The following is a 24,399-nucleotide window of genomic DNA, read 5'->3' as shown; positions in this document are numbered from 1 at the left end:
ACTGATCACGAGACACTCCCTCCGGATGCCCATGTTGATCTGAACAGACAGATTCTCGCCCGCCGTCTCGAACGCCGAGACGAGGTCGACATCAAGGGTGTCTGAAACCTTGCGTTTTACCTGCGTCACGCCCAGATACTACCGCTGTCGTACGCTTCTTCGGGTCTGATTTCTGCGGCGGAAGACGCGGCTCGGCGCGGACATGTTGTGCCCCGCAGAACGCACTACGGGAGTCTGGCGGTCACGGTCGTTCGCTGTTGACGACTGTCGGGAGATCGCCGTCGGCGAGATTGCTGTTGGGAGGACGCTTGATGGTGGACGCGAGCCGGGCGGCGTTGTTGTTGTTGGCGGACGGGCGGCTGCCGGCGGGTGGTCATGCGCACTCCGGCGGGATCGAGGCCGCGACCGGCGACGGCAGCGTCACCGACCTCACCGGCCTCGAACGCTTCCTGCGCGGCCGGCTGGCCACGACCGGCCTGGTCTCCGCAGCCTTCACCGCCGCCACCTGCCGGCTGACCCGCAGCCCACATACGGATGGGAACCTCCCGGTCACTATTTCGGGACAGCCATCAGCCGCGCCACCCCGGCCGTCGTCAAACCGGCCGTACCCGGAGGAGATCGCTACTTCCTCCGATACCGACGTCGCCAGCACCGTCACGACACCGACCAGGGCAATCATCGAACTGGACGTCGAACTGGACGCGCGGACGCCGTCGCCGGCGCAGCGTTCCGCCAGCCGCGCGCAGGGCCGGGCGCTGCTGCGGGCGGGCCGCGCCGCCTGGCCGGGGCTGTCCTGCCCGGTCCCGGCGCCGCACCATCCGGTCGCGTTCGGCCTGGTCGCCGCACACGCCGGCCTCTCCCCCGCCGACGCCGCGCTGGCCGTCGCCTACGGCACGGTCAGCGGCCCCGCCTCGGCCGCGACCCGCCTGCTCGGCCTGGACCCGCTGGCGGTCACCGCCCTGCTCACCCGCCTCACCCCNCCTCACCCCCGCCATCGACCGCACCGCCACCGAGGCGGCCGCCCTGTCGAACCACCCCCCGGCGGACCTCCCCGCCACCACCGCCCCCCGCCTGGAACTCCTCGCCGAACACCACCACACCGCCACCATCCGCATGTTCGCCTCCTGACGCCCGAAGCGACAGTCAGACCCGGAAGATTCCGGACACTTCTCGTTTACCCCAGCCATATGACGGACAACGGCATCCAGGCCCTCGCAACCGCGAGTTCCAGACCACCACTGTAAATTTAGGCAACAGAAAAGGCGACCGCAAAAAACGGCCGCCTTTTCCACGAATCTGTATCTGATACTACAGATACACCTACTCTTGCCGGCCCCCATGTCCGGCACAGTTTATGACACCCGGATCAACGAGTGCAGAATTACCTTAACCATGCCTGGAACAGCCGTCAAATCCGGCTCAGCGCGGTCAGCTTGGAGCTCTGCCGACGACCGCCGCTCGCCTGGCGGGCGGCCGGCGTCGACCGCGTCACCATCGAGGCAGCAGCCCTGTCGGCCCCGATCGACACGCTCAGCGTCCAAGCAGCTTCCTGATGAACCCACGACGTTTCGTACCGTTCGTGACGGATCTCGCGACAGCCAAATTTCCCCTGACCTTGGCCACAAACGGATGCTCAGCGCCAAGAACCCGCAGGGCATCGGCCAACGTCTGCTCGTACAGACCGATGGCCTCCTCCACTCGGCCGGCCGACTGGTAGGCGTTGGCGAGGTTGTTCTGGGAGCCCAGGGTATTGGGATGATCCGAACCAAGTACCCGCAGCATGCCGGCCAACGTCTCCTCGTATAGGCCGACGGCCTCCGCCACCCGACCCACCAGCCGGTAGGCGCCAGCGAGGTTGTGCTGGGAGATCAGGGTGCCGGGATGATCCGGACCGCCGGGCGGGCCGGCGCGTGTCTACGGATTCCGCCACAGGGCAGTCAGCGGGGAAACTACGGTGGGAACGATACCGATCGTGGTTCTAGAATGCGGGGACCGTGCTGGTCGTGGCGTTGCCGGTGGACGTCTTCTCGAGACTGATCTCCCAGTTCGTGTTCGGGTCGAACGAGTCGTCGAACTTTTCGAAGGAGCAGTCCCGGGTGAATCCGCGGCGGGCAGCGTCCCAGTCGCTGCCGGATTTGAAGTAGACCCAGTAGGTGCCGGCGATCCCGGCCACCGTGGCGCTGGTGTTGCTCCGCACGTAAACAGTGAGCTGAGGGTCTGACGGGTCTCCGTTGGCCACCAGGACGGCGACGTCGGTGACATCGCCGTTTTTGATCCGCAGGCTTCCGTACCCTCGCCGGCCGGATCGTTGGACGATCGCGCCGTTGGCCGCGCGCCGATCGGTGATCTGAGGAGCCGCCGGCTCCAGCGGTAACATCAGTTCACCGAACTTCAGACTGATCTCGGAAAAGCTCGCCATGGCCGTCTTGTAGGTGCCGGACTTCACCGCCCGGTAGACATCTCGCTTGGCCTCGTACAACTGCGTTTGCAGTGCGTTCTGTACGCCGCAGGAATTCAGTTTCGCCACGTCCGCCGAGGAGATGTCCTTCTCCAGCCTGTTCCAGACGAGGAGAGCGCTTTCCAACATACCGTGCTGCTCACGGGCCTGGTAAGGCGGTGTGATCGTCTGGACGTAATCCCACTGCTGGTGCAGTGCCGTGGCGAGGTCGATCCGCGCGGAGTCGACCTCCGCGAGCGTGGTCGCCGCCAGAAGCCGGTCCACGGCGGGGCGTACCGCCTGTTCGACCCTGGTCAGCACGGCCTGGTATTCGTCCGGCGCCAGCGCCGGTTTCGAAATGGAGCCCGTTCCCGACGAGGAATTCGACCCCCCGGAGCCGGCCGTGGGATCGGATGCACCGTCGATGATGAACGCGATGGCGATGACGAGTGCCAGGACGCCCCATGCCACGGACGCGCCCAGCAGACGCGTACGTCGAACGCTTCCCATGACCGTCCCCGACTCGGTTGCAGTGATCGCATCGTACCCACCACGCCCCCAGGCCGCCCGGAAACCGACGCCCCCGCCGGTTCCCCCCAGAAGTCAGCCAACGGAATGACCACCCAACCCCCACCACCAGCAATCCGCGCCCACCCCCGACTCCTCGGAGATCGCCCCATCCGGTCCCGCCGTCGCGGGAGTCGCGAATGGAGCGGCGGCGCACTTTCCGCCGACACCCACCACCTCGCGTTTCCCACGCCGCGCCTCCACACGCCGAACCGGAACCGTTCCGCCCTTCGTTCGCGATCAAAATTGTCATGTCACACGATCGAGGGACCAGATAGCTGTCATGGCAGCCACTTCCGCGCTCAATAACATGATCGACGGGGGATGTGCGGCCCCAATGGCTGGTTGACAACATCAACAATCATGATCTTGCGCGAATGGTGATCGCGGGGGTGCCTGGGGTGGAGGAGCGGCCACAGTGGTCGGCAGACCGTGCGGGGGCGGGCGTGGGCTGGAGCGCGAGCCGTCGAACCCGAGGCAGATCCGGCAGACCGTGCGGGGGCGGGCGCGGGCGCGGCTGTGGGCGCGGGGGCGGGGCGGGAGGCGTTCCTCTTCTGGCCGGCCTGCCTGGAGGGCGGTGCGGGCGTGGGTGCGAGGCCGGGAGAAGTTCGGGAAGGTGTAGGGATGCATCGCGAGCACGACATTCAGACGTCCCCCGCGGCGGGCGGCGGCCCGGCCCGGCATACCGGCGCCGGGCACCCGTCCGAAGCGGCACAGCAGCCAACGTCTCCGTCGACGCCGCCGGCAACGCGGCCGAGCGTAGTCGGAGACGTGCGGCCGGAGGCACGCCCGGGGGCTCGGCCGGACGGCCGGGCGGTCCGCATCGGTGTGGGTGGGCCGGTGGGCAGCGGCAAGACGGCGCTGGTCGCGGCGCTGTGCCGGGCCCTTGCCGGCACCCTGCGGCTCGCGGTCGTGACGAACGACATCTACACCACCGAGGACGCCGACTTCCTGCGCGCGGCCGGCGTGCTCGACCCGGCGCGCATCCGCGCGGTCGAGACGGGATGCTGCCCGCACACCGCCATCCGGGACGACATCACCGCGAACCTGGACGCCGTCGAGGACCTGGAGACGGCCTTCGGCCCACTCGACCTGGTCCTGGTCGAAAGCGGCGGCGACAACCTGACCGCGACCTTCAGCTACGGCCTCGTCGACCGGCAGATATTCGTCATCGATGTGGCCGGCGGCGACAAGGTGCCCCGCAAGGGCGGCCCTGGCGTCACCAACAGCGACCTTCTCGTCATCAACAAGACCGATCTCGCGCCGCTCGTCGGCGCGGACCTCGGCGTCATGGCCCGGGACGCCGAACGGGTCCGGCATGACCGTCCGGTGCTGTTCACCTCGCTGACGGCGCAACCAGGAGCGGCCAAGGTGACCAACTGGGTGCTCGGGGTGCTCGCGGCGGCGCTGGTTGGCGACAGCATCGAGGACAGAGCATCAAGGACGAGGTGACGGACGGAAGGGAAAACGGACACTGGGATGATCGGTATCGGGCCAGGCCGGCCACCGGCACGCATCGGCCGGACGTCGATCAGTGCGCACGCGGTCATCCGGATCGAACCAGTCACAACTGGCAGCAAGCTCGACCCCCACGAGACTCGCGGCAACGGGATCGACAGCCGGATCCACGGTAACGGGACCAACAACCACGAAACCGGTGGCAGGCCGCACGACAGGCGGATCCGGGACGGCCGGATTCAGGCTGCCGGGGTACGGGTCAGCGAGTTGAGGTCGCAGGTGCCGCTGGTCCTGCGGCGTACGGGCAGCCGGACGCGGCCCGGGGACGGGCTGCCGACCGTCACCGTGTATCTGGTGAACGCCGCGGCCGGGCCGCTTGCCGGTGACCAGCTGCGGCTGGACGTCACGGTCGGCGCGGGGGTCCGGCTGGTGCTGCGCACGACGGCCGCGACCGTCGCGCTGCCCGGGCACGACGAGCGGCCGTCGCTGTTCGACGTCCACGCCGATGTCGGGCCGGGCGGCGCGCTGGAGTACCTGCCCGAGCCGACCGTGGCCGCCCACGGATGCCGGCACCTGATGCGGGCGACGATCAGGCTCGCCGCGGACGCCCACCTGCTGTGGCGGGAGGAGATCGTCCTCGGGCGTTTCGGGGAGCCGCCCGGCTCGATCTCGTCCACCCTGCGGGTCGACGTCGAGGACGACACCGCGGACGAGGACAGCGCTGCCAACGTCACCGGCAGTGTCGGGGACGACGTCAGGAGCATCCCGGACGGTGTCCGGAACGGCATGGATGGCATCGACACGAACACCGGCAGCCGCCCGGGCGGTGGCACGGCCGGGGCAGCCGACAACGCCGGAGCGGGCGTCATCCGGCGGAACGACGGCGCTGGTCGGAGAGCCCGGAGTGCCCGGCCGCTGCTCCGGCAGGCCCTGTGCCTGGATGCGGCGGCGCCGGGCCTGCACGGGCCGGCGGTCCTCGGCGGCGCCCATGTGATCGGCGCGTTGCTGATCGCAGGCCCCGGCCCGGACGGGCTGGGCCTGCCCGCCGGCACGACCGGCACCATCGGCCCCACCGGCAGCGGGAGTCCCACCGGCACCACCGGCAGCGGCGGCATCGGTGCCGATGCCAGTAGCGGCACCGGGACGTTCGCCGCGCTCCCCCTGGCCGGGCCGGGTGTCCTCGTCAGCGCCCTGGCGTCCGACACGGTCGCTCTCCGGCGCTGCCTGGACGCCGGGGCGGCAGCTGTCCCTCCGCAGGCAGCCGCCTCCCCGTAGGCAGCCGTGTTCCCGCAAACGGGCAGGACCGCGTGAACGGCCCGCGCTACGCGCCTGGAGCGGCGCTCTCGAGCGGAAAGACCAGAAAGGTGCTGCTGGCGGTGGCGACCACCTTGCCGGCGGCGTCGCGGACATCCCCTTCGGCGAACGCGACCCGACGGCCGGGTTTGGTGACCCAGCCGTGCGCGGTCAGTTCGGCGGGACGGCCGCTGACCACCCGTACCGGACGAAGATAGCTGACCTTGATTTCGATGGACGTGTACCCGAAGCCGGCCGGCAGCGTCGTGTGCACGGAGCATCCGGTGACCGTGTCCAGCAGAGTGCAGACAAGGCCGCCGTGAACCGTGCCGAGAGGGTTGTAGGCGGACTCGTCCGGAAGACATCTGAAGACGACGTCGCCCTCGGCAACCTCGCTGATCCCGAAGTCGAAGTGAGCGGTGATCGGCGGAGGTGGCACCCGACCGTCCCGGATCGCCAGGAGAAAGTCCAGACCGCTCATCGTCCGCCCCACCGCGGCGGTAAGCAGTGGATCATGCCAGGTGACGGTCTTGCTGCGTGGCTCGCCCCAGGCCGGGGTCGTTGTGGGCGGCTCGATTGTCGTCATGATGCCGAGACTAGATCGTGTCCGGTGGATGTTGGTCGTTGCGGACGGCCTTGCGGACGGCCTTGTGGGCGGCGATGTGGGCGGCGATGTGGGCGGCCCGTGATTGTGCGGCGGTCGCGCGGATCCGGCACATGTGCGAGCGTGGGCGCATCGTGAAGGAGACCGGCCGTAGTCTGACGATGGCGCGACCGGCCGATAGCGTTATATGATCAAAAGCATTTGACGGGCTCTAGCACAGTGACAAACATTCCTACGGTTTAACTCGCTCATTAGAGGACTGAGTGCAACATAATCGACGAATGGCCAGAGCCGGTGGGAGCGAGCATCCAGCCGCCACCCGACAGGCTCTCATGGCCGCCGCCCGGCTACGGTTCGGCACCCAGGGCTACGCCGCCACCGGCACCGAGGAGATCGTTGCCGACGCGCAGGTGACCCGCGGCGCCCTCTACCACCACTTCCGCGACAAAGCGGATCTTTTCGGCGCCGTCATGGAGCAGGTCGCGCTCGAGGTCGCCGAACAGCTCGTGACCACCGAGCTCAAGCGGGCCACGGACGAGTCGGACACGGACGCCTGGGAGCAGCTGCGCGCCGGCTTTCAGTCCTTCCTGGACATCTGCACCGACAGTGACTTCCAGCGCATCGTCCTGGTCGACGGCCCGGCCGTGCTCGGGCATGACGCGTGGGACGTCCTGGTCGAGCGTTACGGCTACCGGCTGCTCGCCGAATGGCTGGCCCGGGCCATCGAGGAGGGCCGGATCGACCCGCTGCCCGTCATGCCCCTCACCCGGGTGCTGGCGGCCGTTCTGTCCGAGGCGAGCCTGCTGATCGGCCGGGCCGGTGACCCGGCGCAGGCGCGCCGGGAGGCGGGCGAGGTGCTGGACCGCCTGCTGGTCGGCCTGGAGGCGAAGAACGGCCTGGTGGCGAAGAACGCCGTTCCGTAGGTCGTCTCCGTCCGTGGGCCATCTCCAGGGCCTGTGTACCGGCGCTCTCGCACCGGTCACCCCCGGATCCACGCACGACGAGGAGCCGGCCACGATCGACGCGGCCAGCTCCCGACAGGAATCATGTAAAGAAATACGTTCGGAGCAGTGGCTGTCCGCCGATGGGTAGTCGTCCATCGGGCGGACGACTACCCATCGGCGGACGACTACCGACCACTACCGGTCGGCACTGCCGCCGCTCAGACACCGCTCAGACGCCGCTGCCGGTCAGACGCTGCGCATGGCGCGCAGGGACTCCTTCAGCGAAGACGTGGTGGCGAGCACCGCGGAGGTCTCGTAGCCGCAGTGCGCCATGCAGTTCGCGCAGCGCGGGTCCTTGCCCCGGCCGTAGGCGTCCCAGTCGGTGGTCTCGACCAGCTCCTTGTAGGAGGAGACGTAGCCGTCGCTCATCAGGTAGCAGGGCTTCTGCCAGCCGAAGAGCGAGTAGCTCGGGATACCCCACGCGGTGCAGGAGAGATCGCGCTTGCCCTCCAGGAAGTCCAGGAACACCGGCGAGTGGTTCAGCCGCCACTTGGCGCGCCGGCCGTCGGCGAAGACCTTGGAGAACAGCTCGCGGGTCTGCGTGACCCCGAGGAAGTGCTCCTGGTCGGGGGCCTTCTCGTAGGCATAGGCGGGCGAGAGCTGGATCTGGTCGACCTTCACCTCGTCGTTGAGGTAGGCCAGCACGTCGATGACGTCCTGTGGGCTGTCGTTGTTGAAGAAGGTGGAGTTGGTGCCCACCCGGAAGCCCGCGGCCTTGGCCTCCGCGATCGCGGCGATCGCCTCGTCGAAGGTGCCGTTCTTCTCCACCACCGCATCGTGCCGCTCCCGCAGCCCGTCGATGTGGACGATGAAGGTGAAATACGGCGACGGTGTGAACTTCGCCATCTTCTTACGGAGCAACAGCCCGTTGGTGCACAGCAGGACAAACTTCTTGCGAGCAACGAGCTGACGGACGATCTCGTCGAGCTGCGGGTGCATCAGCGGCTCACCACCGGCGATCGCGACCACCGGCGCGCCGCACTCCTCCACCGCGGCCATGGCGTCCTCGACACTCATCCGCTGCTTGAGGACGGAAGCCGGGTGCTGGATCTTCCCGCAACCGGTGCACGACAGATTGCAGGCGAACAGGGGCTCAAGTTCGAGAACAAGCGGGAAGTGCTTGCGCCGCAGCACTTTCTGCTTGGCCAGGTACGTCCCTATCCGCAACGAGTAGCGCCACTCCACCGCCACGGCAATACCGCCCTTCGGCGTCGACGTCGTACGGCCGTACGGCCGCTCCATCACAAGAACATACAGGGTGTACGTACAGCTTGTATGTCCGTCGTGGACGTCGGATCGGCCACTGTCCGCCCGGGGCGGGCCAGGTGGCCCCTACGGCAGCGGCATCTGTCATCGCAGGTCAGCGAGGTGGCCACGCGGCCGCGTCGGCAACCAGACAGATCATCTGTCACACATCCGACAACATGCGGGGCGTGCCTGGCGGGGCCGGAGGGCGCACCCGTGACGGACCTGACAGCCCACCGCCGATGCGGACCATCGGCGGTGACGGCCACGTCGTGCGGGTCCGAAGACATCGCCGACACGGTCCCGTGGCCACGACGCGCCGGGCCCCGGGACCCGCCCCGCGTCCCGGACACGAGCACCCGGACGTGAGCATGGCCACCCGCGAACGAAACGTGGGCGCGGTCACCGCGAACATGACACTGCGCACGCGGGCCTGTGAACAACTCGGCACTGTGAACATGGACACTCCGGAGAACACGGGCGCCACCGGACACGGCAGCGTGAGTATGGTCACCCACAAGCACGACAGCCCCGAAAACCATCAGCTCCGGAAACCATCAGGGGTGGGCCAGTTGCGCCCGCAACACACTCCACTCCTTTTCAGCGCATTGAGATAACGGTTTAATCGACGGGTCACCCGACCGGCCCGCCTGCCGAACGGGCCGCATACCTGCCAGATCCTGGCCGGGCAGCCACCCGAACGCCAAACAAGAGGTTATCTCAGTCACAGAGTTCCCAGGGTGGAACGCATACCATCGCCATGGAACCCATCGCCGTGGAACCCGCGCTTCCTCAAATCAGTGACAGGCGGCCCGTATCGCTGGTCCATCATATTCCTGGTGGAAGTTGTGCGTGGGCCCCGCCGGCGGGTCAGCGAACCCGTCGACCAAAGGGCGCCGGTCCCGACGCCTAATATCGGCGAAAAGCAACAGGACATCGGCACGGAGGTCACATGGGGTTGAGCACGTGTTGCGCAGCGAGGGCGAAGGCGGGCATATGACACCAGGCGGGCACCTGGTCACGCATCTGGTCGGCGGGCGGTTTCGGCTCGTCGAGCGGCTCGGCTCGGGGGGGATGGGGACAGTCTGGCGTGCGTTCGACACCGACAGCAATGTCGAACGTGCGCTGAAGGAGATCCGTATTCCTGACCATCTCCCGGTCCGTGACCGCGAGATGCTGATCGAACGTGCCCGCCGTGAAGCGCGTAACGCCGCCCGGCTCGGCGTCCATCCCCATATGGTCACCGTTCACGACCTGGTCGAGGATCACGACGCGCAGTGGATCGTCATGGATCTGGTATCCGGATGCTCACTGGCAACAATGATCGCGCGCGACGGCGCGCTGGACGAGCGGGAAGTCGCCCGGATAGGTATCGCCCTGCTGGACGCGCTGGCGCACGGTCACCGCAAAGGCGTTCTGCACCGGGACGTCAAGCCGTCCAACGTTCTGATCACCTCTGACGGAACCGTCCGGCTCACGGACTTCGGGATCGCCGTCTACGAGACCGATCACCGGATCACCGCCGCGGGCGGCCTGGTCGGCACACCTGCCTACATGGCTCCCGAACGCATCCGCGGTGAGGAGGGCGGACCCGCCAGCGATCTGTTCTCGTTGGCGACGACCCTGCTGCACGCCACGGAGGGCATCTCCCCGTTCGGGCGGGACACCACCTTCGCCACCATGCACGCCGTGGTCTACGAAGCCCCGACCGTACCGACACGGGCCACCCGGGCCTACTCGGTGCTCAGCCCGATCCTGGCCAAGGAACCGTCCGCCCGCCCGCCGGCGGAGCGCATCCGCCGGCAGTTGCAGGCTCTGCTGCGCGCCGCGCGACCGGGCCCGCTGATGACCTCGAACGACTGGTCGGCCATGAGCGTCGCGCCGACGACCAACGCCTGGCCGGCCGCGAAAGCCTTCTACGAGGCCCCGACCATGTCCTGCGCGCTGACCGACCGGCCATATTCCAGTGACTACGAGTACACCGTCCACGATCTTGACACGATCGGCATCGAACTGCCGGCCACCGACGCGGCGCAGCCCGCGCCGTGGGAGGAGACAGCGCCACGGCGGGCACCCACAGAGCCGTCCTACAGCGACCCGGCCACCATCGAACAGCCCATCTGGACCGGCCCGCACCCGCCGCGGCCCCGTCCGCGGCCCGGTCGGACGAGGCGCTCGGCAGACCGCCAGCGCCAGCCCTCCCGCCGAGGCCTGTTGCTCGCAGGCATCGCCGCGGCAGGCCTGGGGGTGGGCGCCGGGACGGCCGGGTGGGCGGTACGACAGCTGCGGGAGCCCACCCGCCCGGGGACGGCGGCCGGGAGCGCGGCAGGACCGGGGGCGCTCACGTTCGGGCTGCCGGGAACGCCCGGCGTCGAGTTCGCTGGTTCACTCGTCGCCGATCAGCGTGGCTACTACCGTGAAGCGGGCTTCACGTCCACGCGCTTCCACGGCAGCGGGCCACGCTTCCCCAGCGTGACGGCTTCGGTGGCCTCGGGCGCGGCCTTCGTGGGGGTGACCACCACTGACGCCGTCGCCCGCGAGGCCGCGGCCGGCGCGCCGCTGCGGATCATCGGTGCCCAGCGGCAGAAGTCCCCCTGGGCGATCGTCTCTCTGGGGGACCGGCCGATCCGGACACCACAGGAAATGATCGGCATGCGGGTCGCGACGGCCATGGGCAGCGCGGCCGTCTGGGCGTCGTTCCTGGCCGCCGCGGGAGTTCCCGCGACAGCGGTCCGGCAGGTCGTCGTCCCCGATCACGCGCAGGCCCTCGCGCAGGCCCTCACGCAGCGGCAGGTCGACGCGGCGCTGTCCTCCGTCGCCGACGTGCCGGTGGCCCTCGCCCGGCAGGGGATCGGTTGCTCGACGTTCCTGCTCGCGGATCACGGGTATCCGCTGGTCTCCAACGTGTACGTCGTGACCGCTGACGCACTCACCGCCGCGCGCGGGACGGTCAAGGCCTTCCTCACGGCCGAGGTCCGCGGCTGGAAGCAGAACCTGGCCGACCCCATGCTCGCGGCCCAGCTCACCACCGACGTCTACGCGAAGTCGCTCCGGCTCGACGTCCGCGAACAACTGGCGGAGAACAGGGCGTTGAACGACCTTGTCCAGACGGCGCAGACCCGCCGGGACGGCCTGTTCACCATGACCGACGCCCTGATCGAGGCCAACATCCGGCTGCTGTCCACCGGCCCGGCGGCGCCGGTCGCCGGGCACCTGTTCGACCTGTCCGTGCTCCGGGAGCTGTACGAGGAGTGGCCACGCCTGATCTGAGCCTGATCTGAGCCTGATCCGGGTCTGATCCGGGTCTGATCTGACCAGGCCGCCGACCGTCACAGGGCACCGACTGCCGCGGGAGCCGGTACCCTCCCGGAGCCGCCCACCCGAAAGCCGGCCGGCCCGTAACGCCGTTGGCGCGGTTCGAAAGGCCGGTTCCACGGCCGGGCTCCGCGGGTGGCGAAACGGACGGAAAGCATCCCGCCACGGCCCGACCAGCCCGGCCCCACCCCCGAATCCACCAGAAATCCGGCCGCCGGCACACCCGAATCGGGCGATCCGTACCCGGACAATGCTTCGGTGATCCCGGAACCGGGCACGAAAGAAGAATGATCGTAAATATTCCGGACGCCCGACAGCCGTTTCGGACTGTCAGCCCGGTTCACGACCCTCCCCACCGCGGTCACCCTTGCCCGGGCCAGGTTCGGGCATACTGATTCCACGTCGCTCCGCATTCACTTCGGCGTCCTCCAGCAGCGGCATGACGGGCTGTCCAGAATATATTTGACCTGCTTTTTCCGGACGATTTCAGCGGGTCCGGGACACTGTGTCCGAAACGGCGGTCAAAAACAGCGGACACCACATCGGGAAGGAACCGTTCTTGACTGTCGTGAACGTGCTCGCCGAACTGGCCCCCGACCGGATGTTCGCGACCGCGGTCGCCGTGGCCCACCGCCGGTTCGAACCGATACTGCGCCGGGTGGGCACATTTGTCACACCGCGACAGACCGCCCTGGACGTCGGCGCCTGGTACGGCCCGTGGAGCCACTGGATGTCGCGGCACGCCCGCCGCGTCGTGACGGTGGAACCAAACCCCGAGCTGGCCGCCTTCGTCACCCGCACCTGCCGGCCGAACGTCACGGTGGTGCCGAAGGCCGCGTCCGATGTGGAGGGTTTCGCCGAGCTGTGGCTGCCACCGGGTGGCCGGGGCACCGAAGGGCGCGCCTGCCTGCTTCCCCAGGGCGGCCGGCACGCCGAGCACACCGAGCACACCGTGAAGGTCGAGACGGTCCGTCTCGACAGCCTCGACGTCGACGACGTCGGACTCGTGAAGATTGACGTGGAAGGGCACGAACTCGCCGTGCTACGCGGTGCGGAAGGAATTATCCGGCGCTGGCGCCCGAATCTCGTCGTCGAGATCGAGGACAGTCGAAGCCCAGCGGCCGCGACCCTGGAACTGCTACGGAGCTGGCACTACCGGGGCTGGTTCCTCGACCGCGGGAGAATGCACCCACTGGACGACTTCGATCTGGTCGGCCACCAGCGGGAAATGGCACCGTTGGCCCACCACGGCTACCTTCGAGCGGTACTGACCGGCAGCGGCCACCGATACGTCAACACCATCCTTTTCCTACCATCCTCCCGCTAGCCAGAACAGCCGGCAAAACCCCGGATCCGCATCCCAGCGCGGGAGAACGGCCCGGCAATCGCGAACGGAGCCGTGCCGTCGAAAAACAGAGGCGACCGGGGGCGAAAGCCACGTCATCGCTCCGTTCCCGGATCTGGGACGCCCCCCGGTGGGGGGTCAGTTGCGTACCGCCCGGTCGAGGAGGTCGGCGGCGAGGCGGGCGGTGCGTTCCCGCGTGGTTTCCGCCAGCAGGGGCGCCTGGATCCTTCCGCCTGCCGCCAGGTGCCGGTCGTAGGGGATGGTCAGCACACCCGCGCCACCGACCCGCAGGCGCGCCGCCGCTTCGTCGAGGTCGACGGCCATGTGGGGCGCGGTGGCCGTCAGGACGACCACGGCTCTGGCCAGCGCTTCCGGGCGGAACCGGGTCAGCATGTTGCGTGTCGTCGTCACGCCCTCGGCCGTGGCCGGCGCCACCAGAGCTGTGGCATGCGCCCCGGCAAGCACGGTACGGGCCAGCTCGCTCGGCATCGTGTCGCAGTCCACCACAGTGATCGCGAAGTATCGGTTCAGGGTCATCGCCACGGACTCGTAGAGCGCCGGATCGACCTGCCGCTGGCCGGTGGGCACCAACCAGTAGCCGTCGGACAACGCGACCAGGTATTCGACGACCCGCTCGAAGGACATCGAAGGGGCGACGATCCTGGCCAGATCGCCGAGAGGAAAGCGAGCCTCGGGTGCACCGAGCCGGTCGGGTAGAGTGCCCAGCCCCGGATCAGCCTCCACGATGAGCACCCGATCGTGCCGGTAGTGCGCGAACGCGGCGCCAAGCAGCGCGGACGCCGTGGTCTTGCCCGCGCCGCATCGGATAATCGAACGCCGGCTCGACGAGACGATCCGGGACGGCCGTCCCGGTCGGGCGCTCACCGACCGCAAGCTGATGGCGCATGTCGCGCTGCCCCGCATCGACTCGGTGCCCGAGCCCGCGAGCCTTGGCCCCGGGCTCGTCCAGGCGGTGCGAGCGGCGCGGTCCGCGTGGGTCGGCCCCCGTGCCCCCGGGGTGCGGGTGCTGCCCGCCGTGCTCCCGGCCGGTGAGCTGCCCGGCGCGCGGGCCTGCCCCACCGCCATCTCGATCGGCGTCAGCGAGGCCGATCTCCAGCCGGCCACCGTGGATCTCTTCGGCGCCGACCAGCACCTCGTGGTGCTCGGGGACAGCGGATGCGGGAAGACCAACCTGGTACGGCTGATCGTCAACGCCCTCGTCGACCGGTACAGCGACACCGAGCTCGTCTTCGCGATCTTCGACCCGCGCCGGGGGCTGCGCCGGGACGTGCCGGAGAAGTACGACGGCGGCTACGCGCCGAACGCCGCCCTGGCGCAGGGACTCGCCACGGCCGTCAGCGGCGAACTGGCCAAACGGCTTCCCGACGACCCCACCGCCACCGTGTCGGGCGACGTGTCGGGCGAGCGCACCTTCGCCGGCCCCCGGATCGTGCTGCTCGTCGACGACTACGACATGCTCGTCGCCGGCAACAGCCAGCCGCTGAGCCCGCTCGTACCTTTCCTCGCCTCCGCGCGTGACATCGGGCTGCATGTCGTGATGACCCGCCGGGTCGCCGGTGCGGCCCGTGGCCTCTACGAGCCGTTCACTCTCAGCCTGCGGGAGTCCGGCGCCGTCGGCCTGGTGATGTCCGGGGACCGCGGCGAGGGATATCTCTTCACCGGTGTGCGGGCGTCGAGCATGCCACCGGGCCGCGGGCTGCTGGTCCGGCCCGGCATGCCGGCACACACAGTCCAGACGGCCCTGGCAGCAGAGGACAGCGGGAAATGACCGTCGACGTGATCGCGCTCTGCCGCGTCAGGCCCGACATCGAGGCATCGGTCACCGCCCTGGTCGCCGCCAGTCCACGGCTGCGGGTCGTACCGGTCTCCCACGGCGCCGTCATACAGCTCGCCGACGATGACGGCCGGCCGCTCGTGTCCATCGAAGGCCCCGTGCTCGTCCAGGTCCCGGGCGAAGCCCAACGGCTACTCGGACCCGAAGTAACCATGATCGATTCTCCGTTGTGGTGGGTGGAGGCACGCGCCACATCAGCCCGGGAAGGGGCCGAGGACATCGCACGGCGATTCGCTCACCAACTGGTCCGCCTCCTCGGCGGCGTCGTATGGCCGATCCAGGACGAAGGCTCTGAAAAGCCGGGAAGTGCCGGAAGCCCCGCGGGTGTCAGCGCAGTGACGCCATGAGCCACCCCTCCATCGACGTTCTCACCGCTCAGGCCGCCATCGCGCTACAGGACCGTCCGGTGGTCGGCCTGTCCTCCTGGCTCGCCGACGTGGTCGCGCTGTGCCTGCGAACCAACCAGCATTTTCAGGTCGTCACACCGCCGAGCAGCCGCATCACCTTTCCGCTGGAAACGGTTCTCGGTGGCCACGGCGCCCGCTGGGTGATCCGCTCCGACAACGGCGCCGAATACTACGACGGGCTTCGGGGAGAGGCGCTGTACTGGGACGGCGGCAGTTTCCAGCCCACCGGCTGGCCCGCTCCCCTGGGCGGTTTCTCGGTGTGCCCTTCCGCAGGATCGCCGGATACCTACCAGGCACCCGTCATCGGTTCGCCGGTTCCGGGAGCGGTATCGGCTCAAGGGCGACATCGAGCGTGCCGGTCAGAGCGACCTGCTCCCAGGCGTCCGCGGGGAGTTCCGGCGTCTGCCGGAAGCCCGCGCCGGGAGCCAGCAGGACCAGGGAACCGTCGGATCGTCGTTGCAGGGGGATGCGTTCCTCCCACCGCCACGGCCCAGCCAGATCGGGCGTGCCGCCCGCGACCAGCCCCACAACCAACTCCGCGGCAGGGCCCACCTCAACAGGGCCCACCTCGGCAGGGTCCGTGTCGGCGGCGGACCCGCCCGCCCCNNCGGCGGACCCGCCCGCCCCGGGCCGCGGCAGCCCGCCCAGGCTGGAGTCGGAGCGTCCGTCCAGTGTCCAGGTCACCGTGCGTGTCGCGCCGGAGGCGTCCGTGCCGGTGGCGAGCGGGTAGGTCTGCGCCCGGTCGCCGAGACGCAGGTAGAGCTGCGCGTAGGGATGGCCGGCGGGGACAGTCACCGACACCCGGACGTTGATCGTCCTACCGGTGACCGTGCGCAGCTCGACGAACGAGCCTCGCGGGCTGCCGGGCCCGTCCGCGGTTGGCAGCCCGTCCGCGGCCGGCAGTTCGTCCGGGCGCAGCCGGTACAGCCGACGCTCCGGCATCCGTGCGGCGAGCCCCACGATGGCCGGGCCGATGTCCGCGGCGTACAGCACCTCGTCCGACAGGTCCGGGCTGTTGCGCAGGAGATGGTAGGGAACCTGGGTGTACCAGCTCGGGAGCGGCGGGGCGACGATCACCACCGCAGGCCCGCCGAGATCGTCGGGGACGAGGCCGAGCACATGCTCGTCCACCGTGTTCACATACTGCTGGACCCGGACCTTGCCGGGGATGGCGGGCACGGTCACAGCCGCCAGCGCCAGCAGGCAGCCGCCGGCCACCAGCGCGCGGGCCGGCAGGCCACGGGCCGGCCGTGGGAGGAAGCGGCCGGGCAGGCGGCGCCACAGCCAGCACGCCCCGGAGGCGGCGAGGACGACGACGGGTGTCAGCGCCGCCATGTGGTAATGCGGGCCGATGCCGTCGCGCAGGCTCGGCATCGCCATGGCACTGCCCCACCAGAAGAAATACGCGACAAAGACCAGCAGCACGTTGGCGGCGAGCAGCAGCCGGGCGCGACGGCGCTCCGCCACCAGCAGGCCGACTATCGCGAGCACGACCAGCGCCCGGCCGCCGAAGAGCCAGCCGGGCGCGGCGGCGACGGTCTCCTCCCACGCCTGCAGCGCGAGCCGGCGGGTGAAGAGGAACGACGGTTCGGACGGCAGGATCCGGCGCTCACCAAAACCGAAACGATCCAGCGGGTCGGCGGCGGCCAGCGGCAGCAGCAGCACCGATCCGGTGACATGTCGGCAGAAGGCGGCCACGGCCACGGCGAACGGCAGCGCCCCGAGCCCGATCCACCAGGTGTGGCGCAGCAGGGCACGCGGTGACAGCCGCCGCCGGCGGCCCGCCAGCAGCCGCCCGCCAGCGGAAAGCCCACCGCTGAGAAGACCACCGGCGAAAAGGCCGCCGGTGAGAAGGGCACCGGCGGGAAGGCCCTCGGTGAGAAGGGCACCGACGGAAGGTACGCCGGTGACGCAACGTGCTGTCACGATGAGCGCACAGACCAGCGTCACCAGCAGGGCGTCGAACGGGCGGGCCGTCGCCGCGAGGCCGAGCGCCACGCCGCCGGCCAGCAGCGACAGGCGCGAACCCGTGCGGGTGCCGCGCGCCACCTCGGCGATCGCGATCGTCAGGGCCGCCGCGGTGAACGCGTACGCCATCGGCAGCGCCGTGTGCACGACCACCAGCGGGGAGAACGCCAGGAACGCGGCGGCGAGGAGGGCGGTGGCCACATCGTCGAACAGCTCCCGGGCAAGGCGGTACACCCCGATCACCCAGACCGCCGCCACCAGCGCCGGAGCGACGATCATCGTCCCGAACAGCAGTTGGGAGGCGGCCAGCATCGCGGGCCAGCCCGGCAGGTACTTGGTGAACACCCGCCCGTCGTGGACGCCGGTCAGCCAGGGGCGGAAGAACGGCTCCGCCAGGTTCTGGTCAAGGGTGAGCTGCCCGTGCAGCAACATCCTGGCCTGCATGACATAGGCGGCCTCGTCCGCGTCACCCGAGCCGTGACGGAACAGCGTGCTCTGCAGCAGCATGCTCGTCACAAAGGACAGCGCGGCAAGGCCGGCGAGCGCGAGGCCGGCCCGGGACGGCCGCCATCGCCGGCCCAGGCGCTGCCACCTGCCCAAGCTCCGCCACCCGCCCAGGCGCTGCCGCCAGCCCGGGCCCGGCTGTCGGCCCGGGTCACGCCGTCCGCCCAGCAGCCGTCGCAGCGGGCCACGGGCTCCCGGAGTACGACCGGTGGCCGTCCCGACGTCCGCCAGGGTCTCGAGGTCACCGGGGGAGCCAGGGGAGTCGAGAGAGCCGAGGTTGCGGTGCGACGACGACGGGTCCGCGAGAACCCCGCTGGTCGACATCTGGCGCATCCGGTGGACCGTAGCAGAAGTCACATCCTGTGCTTTTCACCGCATACTCACAAAGCTGCGCCAAAGACAAAGAATGTGACTCCCCGTAGCTGAACACGCCGTTTCAACTACGTCAACCATTTCTCCATCAACTATTTCTATGTCAACTACCACGGGCCTCACCGCGTCGGAGAAACGCCGATTCCCCGACCGAAACCGACCGGGGAATCGATACGCCACGGGAACCAGGGGCGGGAAACAGCAGAGGGTGGCCAGCGGACCAGCTACCCGGCCGCCCTCACCGGGCCGGGCGGCGCAGCTCCTTGGGGAGGTGGAAGGAAATCGTCTCGGCCCCCACCGAACGCACTCCGACGGTGGTGTGGCCCAGGCCCGACAACGCCTGGGTCAGTTCGTCGACCAGGGTGGGAGGCGCGGAGGCGCCCGCGGAGATGCCGATGGTGTCCGCGCCGGCCAGCCAGCTCATCTCCACCTCGCCGACGTCCCCGACGAGATAGGCGGGCACACCCTCACGCTCGGTCACGTCGACGAGCCGACGCGAGTTGGCGCTGTTCTGCGACCCGACGACGAGAACCACGTCGGCCTCGACAGCCACCCGCCGGATCGCGTTCTGCCGGTTCGACGTCGCGTAGCAGATGTCCGCGGACCCGGGGCCGATCACGGCCGGGAAGCGGTCGCGCAGCGCGTCGACAACCTCCTCCGCCTCGTCCACGGCAAGCGTCGTCTGCATCAGGTAGGTCACCCGCTGCGGGTCGTCGACCTCCAGGTGGGCGACGTCGGCGGGCGACTCCACCAGCTTGATCTTCCCTGGTGCCTCCCCGAGGGTCCCGTCCACCTCCTCGTGCCCGGCATGGCCGATGAGCAGGACGGTGTCCCCCCGCGCGGTGAACCGGCGGGCCTCCGCGTGCACCTTCTCCACGAGCGGACAGGTCGCGTCGATCACCGACAGGTTGCGGTCACCGGCCTGGTCCCACACGGCGGGGGCGACCCCGTGCGCGGAGAAGACCACGGTCGCCCCGGGCGGCACCTCGTCGAGCTCCTCGACGAAGACCGCACCGCGGCTGGCAAGATCGGCAACCACGTGGCTGTTGTGGACGATCTGTTTGCGGACGTAGACGGGCGCGCCGTGCAGTTCCAGGGCACGCTCGACCACCTCGATCGCCCGTTCGACCCCGGCGCAGAACGCCCGGGGCTCGGCGAGCAGCACCTGCCGTGGCCCGACGGCCGCTGCCCACCGTTCGAGCACCGGCCCGAAGGTCATCATCGTCCGCAGCCCGGCGATCCCCCGGCGGGCCAGGTCGAGACGTCCCAACGGCTGCTCGGCGGTGTCGACGATGACGCGGATGATGGCCAGCGGCACCCCGTTCGCGCCTGGGGCGACCTGGGCCGACTCCATGTCCACGGCGATCGCGCCGGTGGCCGCAAGCTCGGTGCGAGCGGTGCCGACCGCAAGCCGTGGCACCGACACCACCGGGCCGACGTGCACGGTCAGCCCGGCCCGCCGCAGTTCGCCGGCGAGCAGGGGCGCGGACAGGCAGCGGGCGCTGACCGAGCCGTCGGCGGTACGGACCTCGTCGGCCACCACCACGTCCCCGGGTTTCACCCCCGGGCCGAGGCCGCCGCCGAGACCGACCAGGGCGACGGCGTCGGCTCGCGCCTCCCGGATGATGCGGGTGGAGCGGCTGGCGTGCTCCGGCCCCATACCCGTGCGGACGAGAATCGTGCCCGCGGGCAGACCCGAGCGGGCTGCGGCCCATGCCTCCAGCCGCAGCGGCGCGGCCACCACCAGGCGCGGGCGCCGCCGCGGAAGGGGTGGGCGGCCCGGCGCGGGTACGCCGAGAGCCCCGGCCCCGGCCGACCCGGCCGGAAGGCCTTCGGATGCCGGTACCGCCGGGGTCTGCGTCGGCACGTCTGCCGCCGACACCGGCGGCGTCGCCACCAGTGGTAGCGCCTTCCGTACGGAAGGCGCTGTCGGTGCCGCCGCCGGCCCTGACGCCGCCGTCGGTACGTGCGCCGGTGCGGATGGCGCCGGTACGGCCGGTGCGGGTACGACGGGTGCGGGTACGACCGGCGCGGCCGGTGCCGCGGGTGCCGGTACCGGTGCGGCCGGTCCCGCGGATGCTCGCGTCGGCGCCGTGGGGGCTTCGGCGGGAACCGACGTCCTCGATGTCTCCGGTGCCGAGAAGGTCATGATGCGGACCTGCCGCTCAGGTATCGGCCGAGCGCGGTCAGTGGGAAGACCAGCCGATACAGGTGGTAGTTGATCGAAAAGTCACCGGGAAAACCGGTGCCGGTGTAGTAGGGCTCGTCCCAGGTCCCGTCCGGGCGCTGTGTGTCGACCAGCCAGCGCACCCCACGTTCGACGGCCGAGGATGCCGGGTCGGCGGCGAGCAGCGCCAACAGCGCCCACGCCGTCTGCGACGCGGTCGCCTCACCCCGGCCGATCCACGCGTCGTCGGTGTAGGAGCGCAGGTCCTCGCCCCACGCGCCGTCGGGTCTCTGGTGCTCGACCAGCCAGCGCGACGCCCGGACGATCGACGGATGGTCGGCCGGGACGCCGGCGACGATCAGTGCCGGGACGACCGCGCCGGTGCCGTAGATGTGGTTGACCCCCCAACGGCCGAACCACGACCCGCCCGGTTCCTGGTTGTCCAGCAGCCACTGGACCGCACGTTCGGTGATCGGGCTGTTGGCCTGGCCGACCTCGGCGAGCATTTCCACGATGTGCGCGGTGACGTCCGCGGACGGCGGGTCGATCACCTCGCCGAAGTCGCAGAAGGGCAGCTTCGTGGGGAGCGTCCGGGTGTTGTCCGCGTCGAAGGCCCCCCACGCCCCGCCCGCGGAGCGCATCCCGATGGCCCAGTCGACCCCGCGGTGCCCCGCGGCCCGCAGCCGGTCCGCGAGCTGGGGCTCGGCCGCCTCGAACTCGCCCGGCGCGTGCGGCGGGCCGGNGGCGGGCCGGCCGCGTCCCGCCCATACCCCGGGCCGAGGATGCGTTCGATGGCGAGCACCACCTCGGCGGTGTCGTCGACGTCCGGGTACAGGTCGTTGTCGAACTCGAAGGCCCACCCGCCGGGCGCCAGCGCCGGGCGTCGGACCGCCCAGTCACCGGCCACGGTGACCTCCTCGTCCGCGAGCCACCGGGCGGCACGCACCACGGCCGGGTGGTCGGCGGCCAGACCGGCGTCACGCAGGGCGACGACGGCGAGCGCGGTGTCCCACACCGGGGACTGGCAGGCCTCCAGCCGGCGGACCATCCCGGCAGGCGTCCGCTCGCGGACGGTGAAACGCTCCAGCCCCCGCAGGCCGGCAACGATCACAGGATGGTTCATGGGGTAGCCCAGCAGCGTCAACGCCATGATCGAGTACACCCAGGGCGGCTGGATGCCGCCCCAGCAGCCGTCGGCCTCCTGGCGGGCGACTATCCATTCGGCGGCCCGGCGCAGCGCATGCCGGCGGAGCAGCTTCAGCGGGCGGCGCTCGTAGCGGTGCAGCAGCGCGTCCAGGCGCTCGAACGCGCCCGGCCAGGACCGCAGCGGCGCCAGCGGCTTCGGCGGGAGGTCGACCTTGAGTTCGTCGATCCTGAAGCCGAGGGAGCGCTTCGGCCGCAACGTCCCGACGATCGTCAGCGGCACGATCGACTGCCGGGCCCAGCAGGCGAAGTCATACGGGTTGAGCGGGAACCACGACGGCAGCAGCACCAGCTCGGGCGGCATCACCGGCAGGTCGTCCCAGGACCATTCACCGAACAGCGCCATCCAGATCCGGGTGAAGACCCGGGTGCGGGCGATGCCGCCGTTCGCCCGGACGAACTCGGCCGCGGACCGCATGTGCGGTGCGTCCGGGCTGTCGCCGGCCAGGCGCAGTGCCACGTACGCCTCGAAGGTGGCGTTCAGGTCGGGCGGGCCGCCGAAGAAGGTGGCCCAGGTGCCGTCCTCGCTCTGCTGCGAGCGGATCCAGCGGGCGGTCTCCTCGGCCTCCTGCGGGGTGAGAATGCCGAGGAACTGCCGGAGCAGAAGGTCCTCGGCATCCATGGTGACGTTGGTCTCAAGCTCGCCCTTCCACCAGCCCTGATCGGACTGCAGCCCCAGCAGGTGGTCGCGGGCCCGGACGGCGGCTGCCGCCACCGTGTCGGAAAAGGTTTCGCGGGAGACTTCGTAGTCGGTGGTCGAACTCATCGGCAGCTCCCGTCCACATGTGGGTCCCGGTGCGGTACGAACAGCGGTGTCACGGCTTCGTCACCGATCCCGTTCGGTGACGAAGCGGGCCAGGGCAAGCAGTTCGGTTTCCACCAGCGGCGGCAGGGACAGCGACGCGATCAGCTTGGCGCACTCGTCGAGCTGGCGGTCGGCCTCGGCCGTGGTCCACTCCCGCCCGCCGGCGCGTTCCACCAGCCGTGCGATGTGGTGCAGCTCGCTCTCGGAAGCATCTCCCGAGGACGCGAGGAAGGTGCGCAGTTCGTCGGCGTCGGCGCCACCGGCGTCCAGCGCCACCACGACCGGGACGGACTTCTTGCGTGAGCGCAGGTCCGACAGCACGGGCTTGCCGGTCACCGCCGGGTCGCCCCAGATGCCGAGCAGGTCGTCCACGAGCTGGAAGGCCGTCCCCAGCCGGGAGCCGAACTCGGCGAGGCCGTCGACGAGCTCCGTCCGCCCGCCCGCGAGCACCGCGCCGATCGCGGCCGAGCAGGACAGCAGCGCGCCGGTCTTGCCGTCCTCCATCGTCAGAGTGTCGGCGACGGTGACGTCGTTGCGGGTCTCGAAGTACAGGTCCTCGGCCTGGCCGCGGACGAGGTCCTGCACGCCGGCGCCGAGCATGATCGCGGCGCGGCGGCCCGGCTCTCCCTCGACCTCCAGCAGCACCTGGGTCGCCAGCCCCAGCAGGGCGTCACCGGCGAGGATCGCGCCGTCGGCGCCGAAGACGGTCCAGGCGGTGGGCCGGTGGCGGCGCTCGGTGTCGCCGTCCATGAGGTCGTCGTGCAGCAGGGAGAAGTCGTGGACGAGTTCGACCGCGACCGCGCCGGGCAGCCCGACCTCGACCGCGGCACCGGCCGCCTCCGCGGACAGCAGTGCCAGTGCCGGACGTACCAGCTTTCCGCCGCCGCCCGGCAGCGGCGTGCCCTCCGCGTCGGTCCAGCCGCGGTGGTAGGCGACCACCCGGCGCAGCCGGGGATGGAGCCGGTCGACAGCGGCGCGTAGCGCCGGCACTGCCAGAGTCCGGCCCCGCTCGATCGCTTCGGGAACCAACGTGGTCATGCCGGGAATCCCCCTGTCGGTGACGCTGTCGATATCGATGTTGCGTTCGGAGTCGCGCCTGGAGCCGCGGTCGAGGCCGCCGCGGATGTCGGCGCCGACGTCGGCGCGGGTAGCGGAGCCTGCTCAGTGGGCAGAGCCTGCTCGGTGGACGGAGCCTGCTCGCTGGGCAGGGCCGGCGGTGCCAGCGAAGTAGGCGGCACCGGCGGGGCCGGCGGAGCCGGCGAGGCGGGCGGAGCCGGCGAACTGGGCGGAGTCGGTGGGGTCGACGGTGGACTCGGCTGTGGGGATGCCGCCGACGGCGGCGGGGCGCTCGGTGCGCCCGTCGGCCCGGGAGCCGATGATCCCGGTGGGCTAGAAGACGACGGTCTCTCGCCAGGGACCTTGGTCTCCGGCGTCCGGGACGATTGTGACGTTTTACACGGGCTGGCCGGCGACGACCCGCATCCTCCCAACTGCGCAGGAGCACCACCGGATGTCACGACCACGGGCAGCAACCGGCGGGCCGGGCCGGGTGACGGCGGCCTGGGGCGCCAGCCACCGAGCGCCACCTTTGCCGCGGCCAGCCCGCTGCGCACCGCGCCCTCCATGGTCGCGGGCCAGTCCGTGTCGGTCCACGCACCGGCCACCGCGAGCCCGGGCAGTTCGGTGGCCGCGCCGGGACGCAGCGCCCGGGTGCCGGGGGCCTGCCGGAACGTCGCGGTGCGTTCCCGGGTGACGAACACCTCGATCGCCTCGGCGTCCCGCGCGGCGGGCAGCAGCCGACGCATCTCCTCGACGAAAATGTCACGGATCTCACCGGCGGGCCGGTCGAT

The 24,399-nt window shown here is 70.2% G+C and carries 15 protein-coding genes and 5 pseudogenes; 10 read left to right on the top strand and 10 right to left on the bottom strand.

The window, feature by feature from the left end; translation table 11 throughout:
* Positions 1–311 precede the first annotated feature (311 nt).
* Positions 312–1,128 (top strand): annotated as a pseudogene (locus FrCorBMG51_RS08775) (urease accessory protein UreF).
* Between the two features lie 402 nt (positions 1,129–1,530).
* On the opposite strand, the pseudogene FrCorBMG51_RS08770 reads toward FrCorBMG51_RS08775, so the two are convergent.
* Both FrCorBMG51_RS08770 and FrCorBMG51_RS24930 read right to left on the bottom strand, forming a co-directional pair.
* Positions 1,531–1,881: pseudogene (locus tag FrCorBMG51_RS08770) on the bottom strand (tetratricopeptide repeat protein); the annotation flags it as partial.
* A 97-nt stretch (positions 1,882–1,978) separates the two neighbouring features.
* Positions 1,979–2,947 carry a hypothetical protein gene (locus FrCorBMG51_RS24930; protein ID WP_052914496.1) on the bottom strand — a complete coding sequence of 323 codons (969 nt, stop codon included), beginning with the start codon at positions 2,945–2,947 and terminating at the stop codon, positions 1,979–1,981.
* 475 nt (positions 2,948–3,422) lie between these two features.
* On the opposite strand from FrCorBMG51_RS24930, the gene FrCorBMG51_RS32485 reads away from it, so the two are divergent.
* Genes FrCorBMG51_RS32485 through FrCorBMG51_RS08755 form a run of 3 tightly spaced genes read left to right on the top strand, consistent with a single transcriptional unit; the run spans position 3,423 to position 5,737 of the window.
* Entirely contained in the window at positions 3,423–3,626 is a 204-nt protein-coding gene (locus tag FrCorBMG51_RS32485) for a hypothetical protein (protein ID WP_157180440.1), read from the top strand.
* Between the two features lie 2 nt (positions 3,627–3,628).
* Complete coding sequence (gene ureG / locus FrCorBMG51_RS08760) at positions 3,629–4,456, top strand: urease accessory protein UreG (protein ID WP_076844088.1); 828 nt, start codon at positions 3,629–3,631, stop codon at positions 4,454–4,456.
* 27 nt (positions 4,457–4,483) lie between these two features.
* Positions 4,484–5,737, top strand: a complete 1,254-nt coding sequence (locus FrCorBMG51_RS08755) for an urease accessory protein UreD (RefSeq protein WP_052914495.1) — start codon at positions 4,484–4,486, stop codon at positions 5,735–5,737.
* A gap of 46 nt (positions 5,738–5,783) precedes the next feature.
* Here FrCorBMG51_RS08755 and FrCorBMG51_RS08750 read toward each other — a convergent pair whose 3' ends face one another.
* Positions 5,784–6,341, bottom strand: a complete 558-nt coding sequence (locus FrCorBMG51_RS08750) for a PaaI family thioesterase (RefSeq protein ID WP_047222579.1) — start codon at positions 6,339–6,341, stop codon at positions 5,784–5,786.
* A 299-nt stretch (positions 6,342–6,640) separates the two neighbouring features.
* On the opposite strand from FrCorBMG51_RS08750, the gene FrCorBMG51_RS08745 reads away from it, so the two are divergent.
* Positions 6,641–7,282, top strand: a complete 642-nt coding sequence (locus FrCorBMG51_RS08745; RefSeq protein WP_047222578.1) for a TetR/AcrR family transcriptional regulator — start codon at positions 6,641–6,643, stop codon at positions 7,280–7,282.
* 267 nt (positions 7,283–7,549) lie between these two features.
* Here FrCorBMG51_RS08745 and hpnH read toward each other — a convergent pair whose 3' ends face one another.
* The gene (gene hpnH, locus FrCorBMG51_RS08740) at positions 7,550–8,554 is read right to left on the bottom strand and encodes an adenosyl-hopene transferase HpnH (protein ID WP_043605048.1); all 1,005 of its coding nucleotides are present in this window, start codon (positions 8,552–8,554) and stop codon (positions 7,550–7,552) included.
* 1,050 nt (positions 8,555–9,604) lie between these two features.
* Between hpnH and FrCorBMG51_RS24925 the strand changes: the two genes are divergently transcribed.
* Positions 9,605–11,878: a protein kinase domain-containing protein gene (locus FrCorBMG51_RS24925; RefSeq protein WP_052914494.1), complete on the top strand. Its 2,274-nt coding sequence runs from the start codon at positions 9,605–9,607 to the stop codon at positions 11,876–11,878.
* A 613-nt stretch (positions 11,879–12,491) separates the two neighbouring features.
* Positions 12,492–13,250 carry an FkbM family methyltransferase gene (locus FrCorBMG51_RS08725; protein WP_235433437.1) on the top strand — a complete coding sequence of 253 codons (759 nt, stop codon included), beginning with the start codon at positions 12,492–12,494 and terminating at the stop codon, positions 13,248–13,250.
* Positions 13,251–13,406: 156 nt separating this feature from the next.
* On the opposite strand, the gene FrCorBMG51_RS08720 is transcribed toward FrCorBMG51_RS08725, so the two are convergent.
* Positions 13,407–14,192 (bottom strand): nucleotide-binding protein, encoded by a 786-nt coding sequence (locus tag FrCorBMG51_RS08720; RefSeq protein ID WP_086055335.1) that lies wholly within the window; start codon positions 14,190–14,192, stop codon positions 13,407–13,409.
* Here FrCorBMG51_RS08720 and FrCorBMG51_RS08715 point away from each other — a divergent pair.
* From FrCorBMG51_RS08715 to FrCorBMG51_RS33645, 3 genes and pseudogenes are all read left to right on the top strand, one after another.
* A complete protein-coding gene (locus tag FrCorBMG51_RS08715) occupies positions 14,167–15,057 on the top strand; it encodes a hypothetical protein (protein ID WP_157180438.1) in 891 nt (296 codons plus the stop codon). The two genes, FrCorBMG51_RS08720 and FrCorBMG51_RS08715, sit on opposite strands and share 26 nt — an antisense overlap.
* Positions 15,054–15,470 carry a hypothetical protein gene (locus tag FrCorBMG51_RS24920; protein WP_052914493.1) on the top strand — a complete coding sequence of 139 codons (417 nt, stop codon included), beginning with the start codon at positions 15,054–15,056 and terminating at the stop codon, positions 15,468–15,470. The genes FrCorBMG51_RS08715 and FrCorBMG51_RS24920 overlap by 4 nt, the downstream gene beginning before the upstream one ends.
* Positions 15,467–15,745: pseudogene (locus tag FrCorBMG51_RS33645) on the top strand (DUF6177 family protein); the annotation flags it as partial. The gene FrCorBMG51_RS24920 and the pseudogene FrCorBMG51_RS33645, both read left to right, overlap by 4 nt.
* Positions 15,746–15,830: 85 nt before the next feature.
* On the opposite strand, the gene FrCorBMG51_RS29485 reads toward FrCorBMG51_RS33645, so the two are convergent.
* The 5 genes and pseudogenes from FrCorBMG51_RS29485 to FrCorBMG51_RS33640 form a co-directional block, all read right to left on the bottom strand.
* Positions 15,831–17,777, bottom strand: a complete 1,947-nt coding sequence (locus FrCorBMG51_RS29485; protein ID WP_476742134.1) for a glycosyltransferase family 39 protein — start codon at positions 17,775–17,777, stop codon at positions 15,831–15,833.
* An 835-nt stretch (positions 17,778–18,612) separates the two neighbouring features.
* Positions 18,613–20,523 (bottom strand): 4-hydroxy-3-methylbut-2-enyl diphosphate reductase, encoded by a 1,911-nt coding sequence (gene ispH / locus FrCorBMG51_RS08700; RefSeq protein WP_371390826.1) that lies wholly within the window; start codon positions 20,521–20,523, stop codon positions 18,613–18,615.
* A pseudogene (locus FrCorBMG51_RS08695) lies at positions 20,520–22,450 on the bottom strand (terpene cyclase/mutase family protein); the annotation flags it as partial. The pseudogene FrCorBMG51_RS08695 and the gene ispH, both read right to left, overlap by 4 nt.
* 120 nt (positions 22,451–22,570) lie before the next feature.
* Positions 22,571–23,587 carry a polyprenyl synthetase family protein gene (locus tag FrCorBMG51_RS08690; protein ID WP_013872643.1) on the bottom strand — a complete coding sequence of 339 codons (1,017 nt, stop codon included), beginning with the start codon at positions 23,585–23,587 and terminating at the stop codon, positions 22,571–22,573.
* Positions 23,584–24,333: pseudogene (locus FrCorBMG51_RS33640) on the bottom strand (FAD-dependent oxidoreductase); the annotation flags it as partial. The gene FrCorBMG51_RS08690 and the pseudogene FrCorBMG51_RS33640, both read right to left, overlap by 4 nt.
* Positions 24,334–24,399 lie beyond the last annotated feature (66 nt).

Origin of the sequence: Protofrankia coriariae (assembly GCF_001017755.1) — a bacterium.
Classification (GTDB): Bacteria; Actinomycetota; Actinomycetes; order Frankiales; family Frankiaceae; genus Protofrankia; species Protofrankia coriariae.
This window is presented reverse-complemented; position numbering and strand designations above follow the sequence as displayed.

Bases quoted from the DNA above. Each gene is read 5' to 3' on its own strand.
- FrCorBMG51_RS08690 (WP_013872643.1), bottom strand. From the start codon at position 23,587: ATGACCACGTTGGTTCCCGAAGCGATCGAGCGGGGCCGGACTCTGGCA.
- FrCorBMG51_RS08720 (WP_086055335.1), bottom strand. From the start codon at position 14,192: ATGCGGGGCAGCGCGACATGCGCCATCAGCTTGCGGTCGGTGAGCGCC.
- ispH (WP_371390826.1), bottom strand. From the start codon at position 20,523: ATGACCTTCTCGGCACCGGAGACATCGAGGACGTCGGTTCCCGCCGAA.
- FrCorBMG51_RS08745 (WP_047222578.1), top strand. From the start codon at position 6,641: ATGGCCAGAGCCGGTGGGAGCGAGCATCCAGCCGCCACCCGACAGGCT.
- FrCorBMG51_RS08715 (WP_157180438.1), top strand. From the start codon at position 14,167: ATGGCGCATGTCGCGCTGCCCCGCATCGACTCGGTGCCCGAGCCCGCG.
- FrCorBMG51_RS24925 (WP_052914494.1), top strand. From the start codon at position 9,605: ATGACACCAGGCGGGCACCTGGTCACGCATCTGGTCGGCGGGCGGTTT.
- FrCorBMG51_RS24920 (WP_052914493.1), top strand. From the start codon at position 15,054: ATGACCGTCGACGTGATCGCGCTCTGCCGCGTCAGGCCCGACATCGAG.
- FrCorBMG51_RS08750 (WP_047222579.1), bottom strand. From the start codon at position 6,341: ATGACGACAATCGAGCCGCCCACAACGACCCCGGCCTGGGGCGAGCCA.
- FrCorBMG51_RS08755 (WP_052914495.1), top strand. From the start codon at position 4,484: ATGATCGGTATCGGGCCAGGCCGGCCACCGGCACGCATCGGCCGGACG.
- ureG (WP_076844088.1), top strand. From the start codon at position 3,629: ATGCATCGCGAGCACGACATTCAGACGTCCCCCGCGGCGGGCGGCGGC.
- FrCorBMG51_RS24930 (WP_052914496.1), bottom strand. From the start codon at position 2,947: ATGGGAAGCGTTCGACGTACGCGTCTGCTGGGCGCGTCCGTGGCATGG.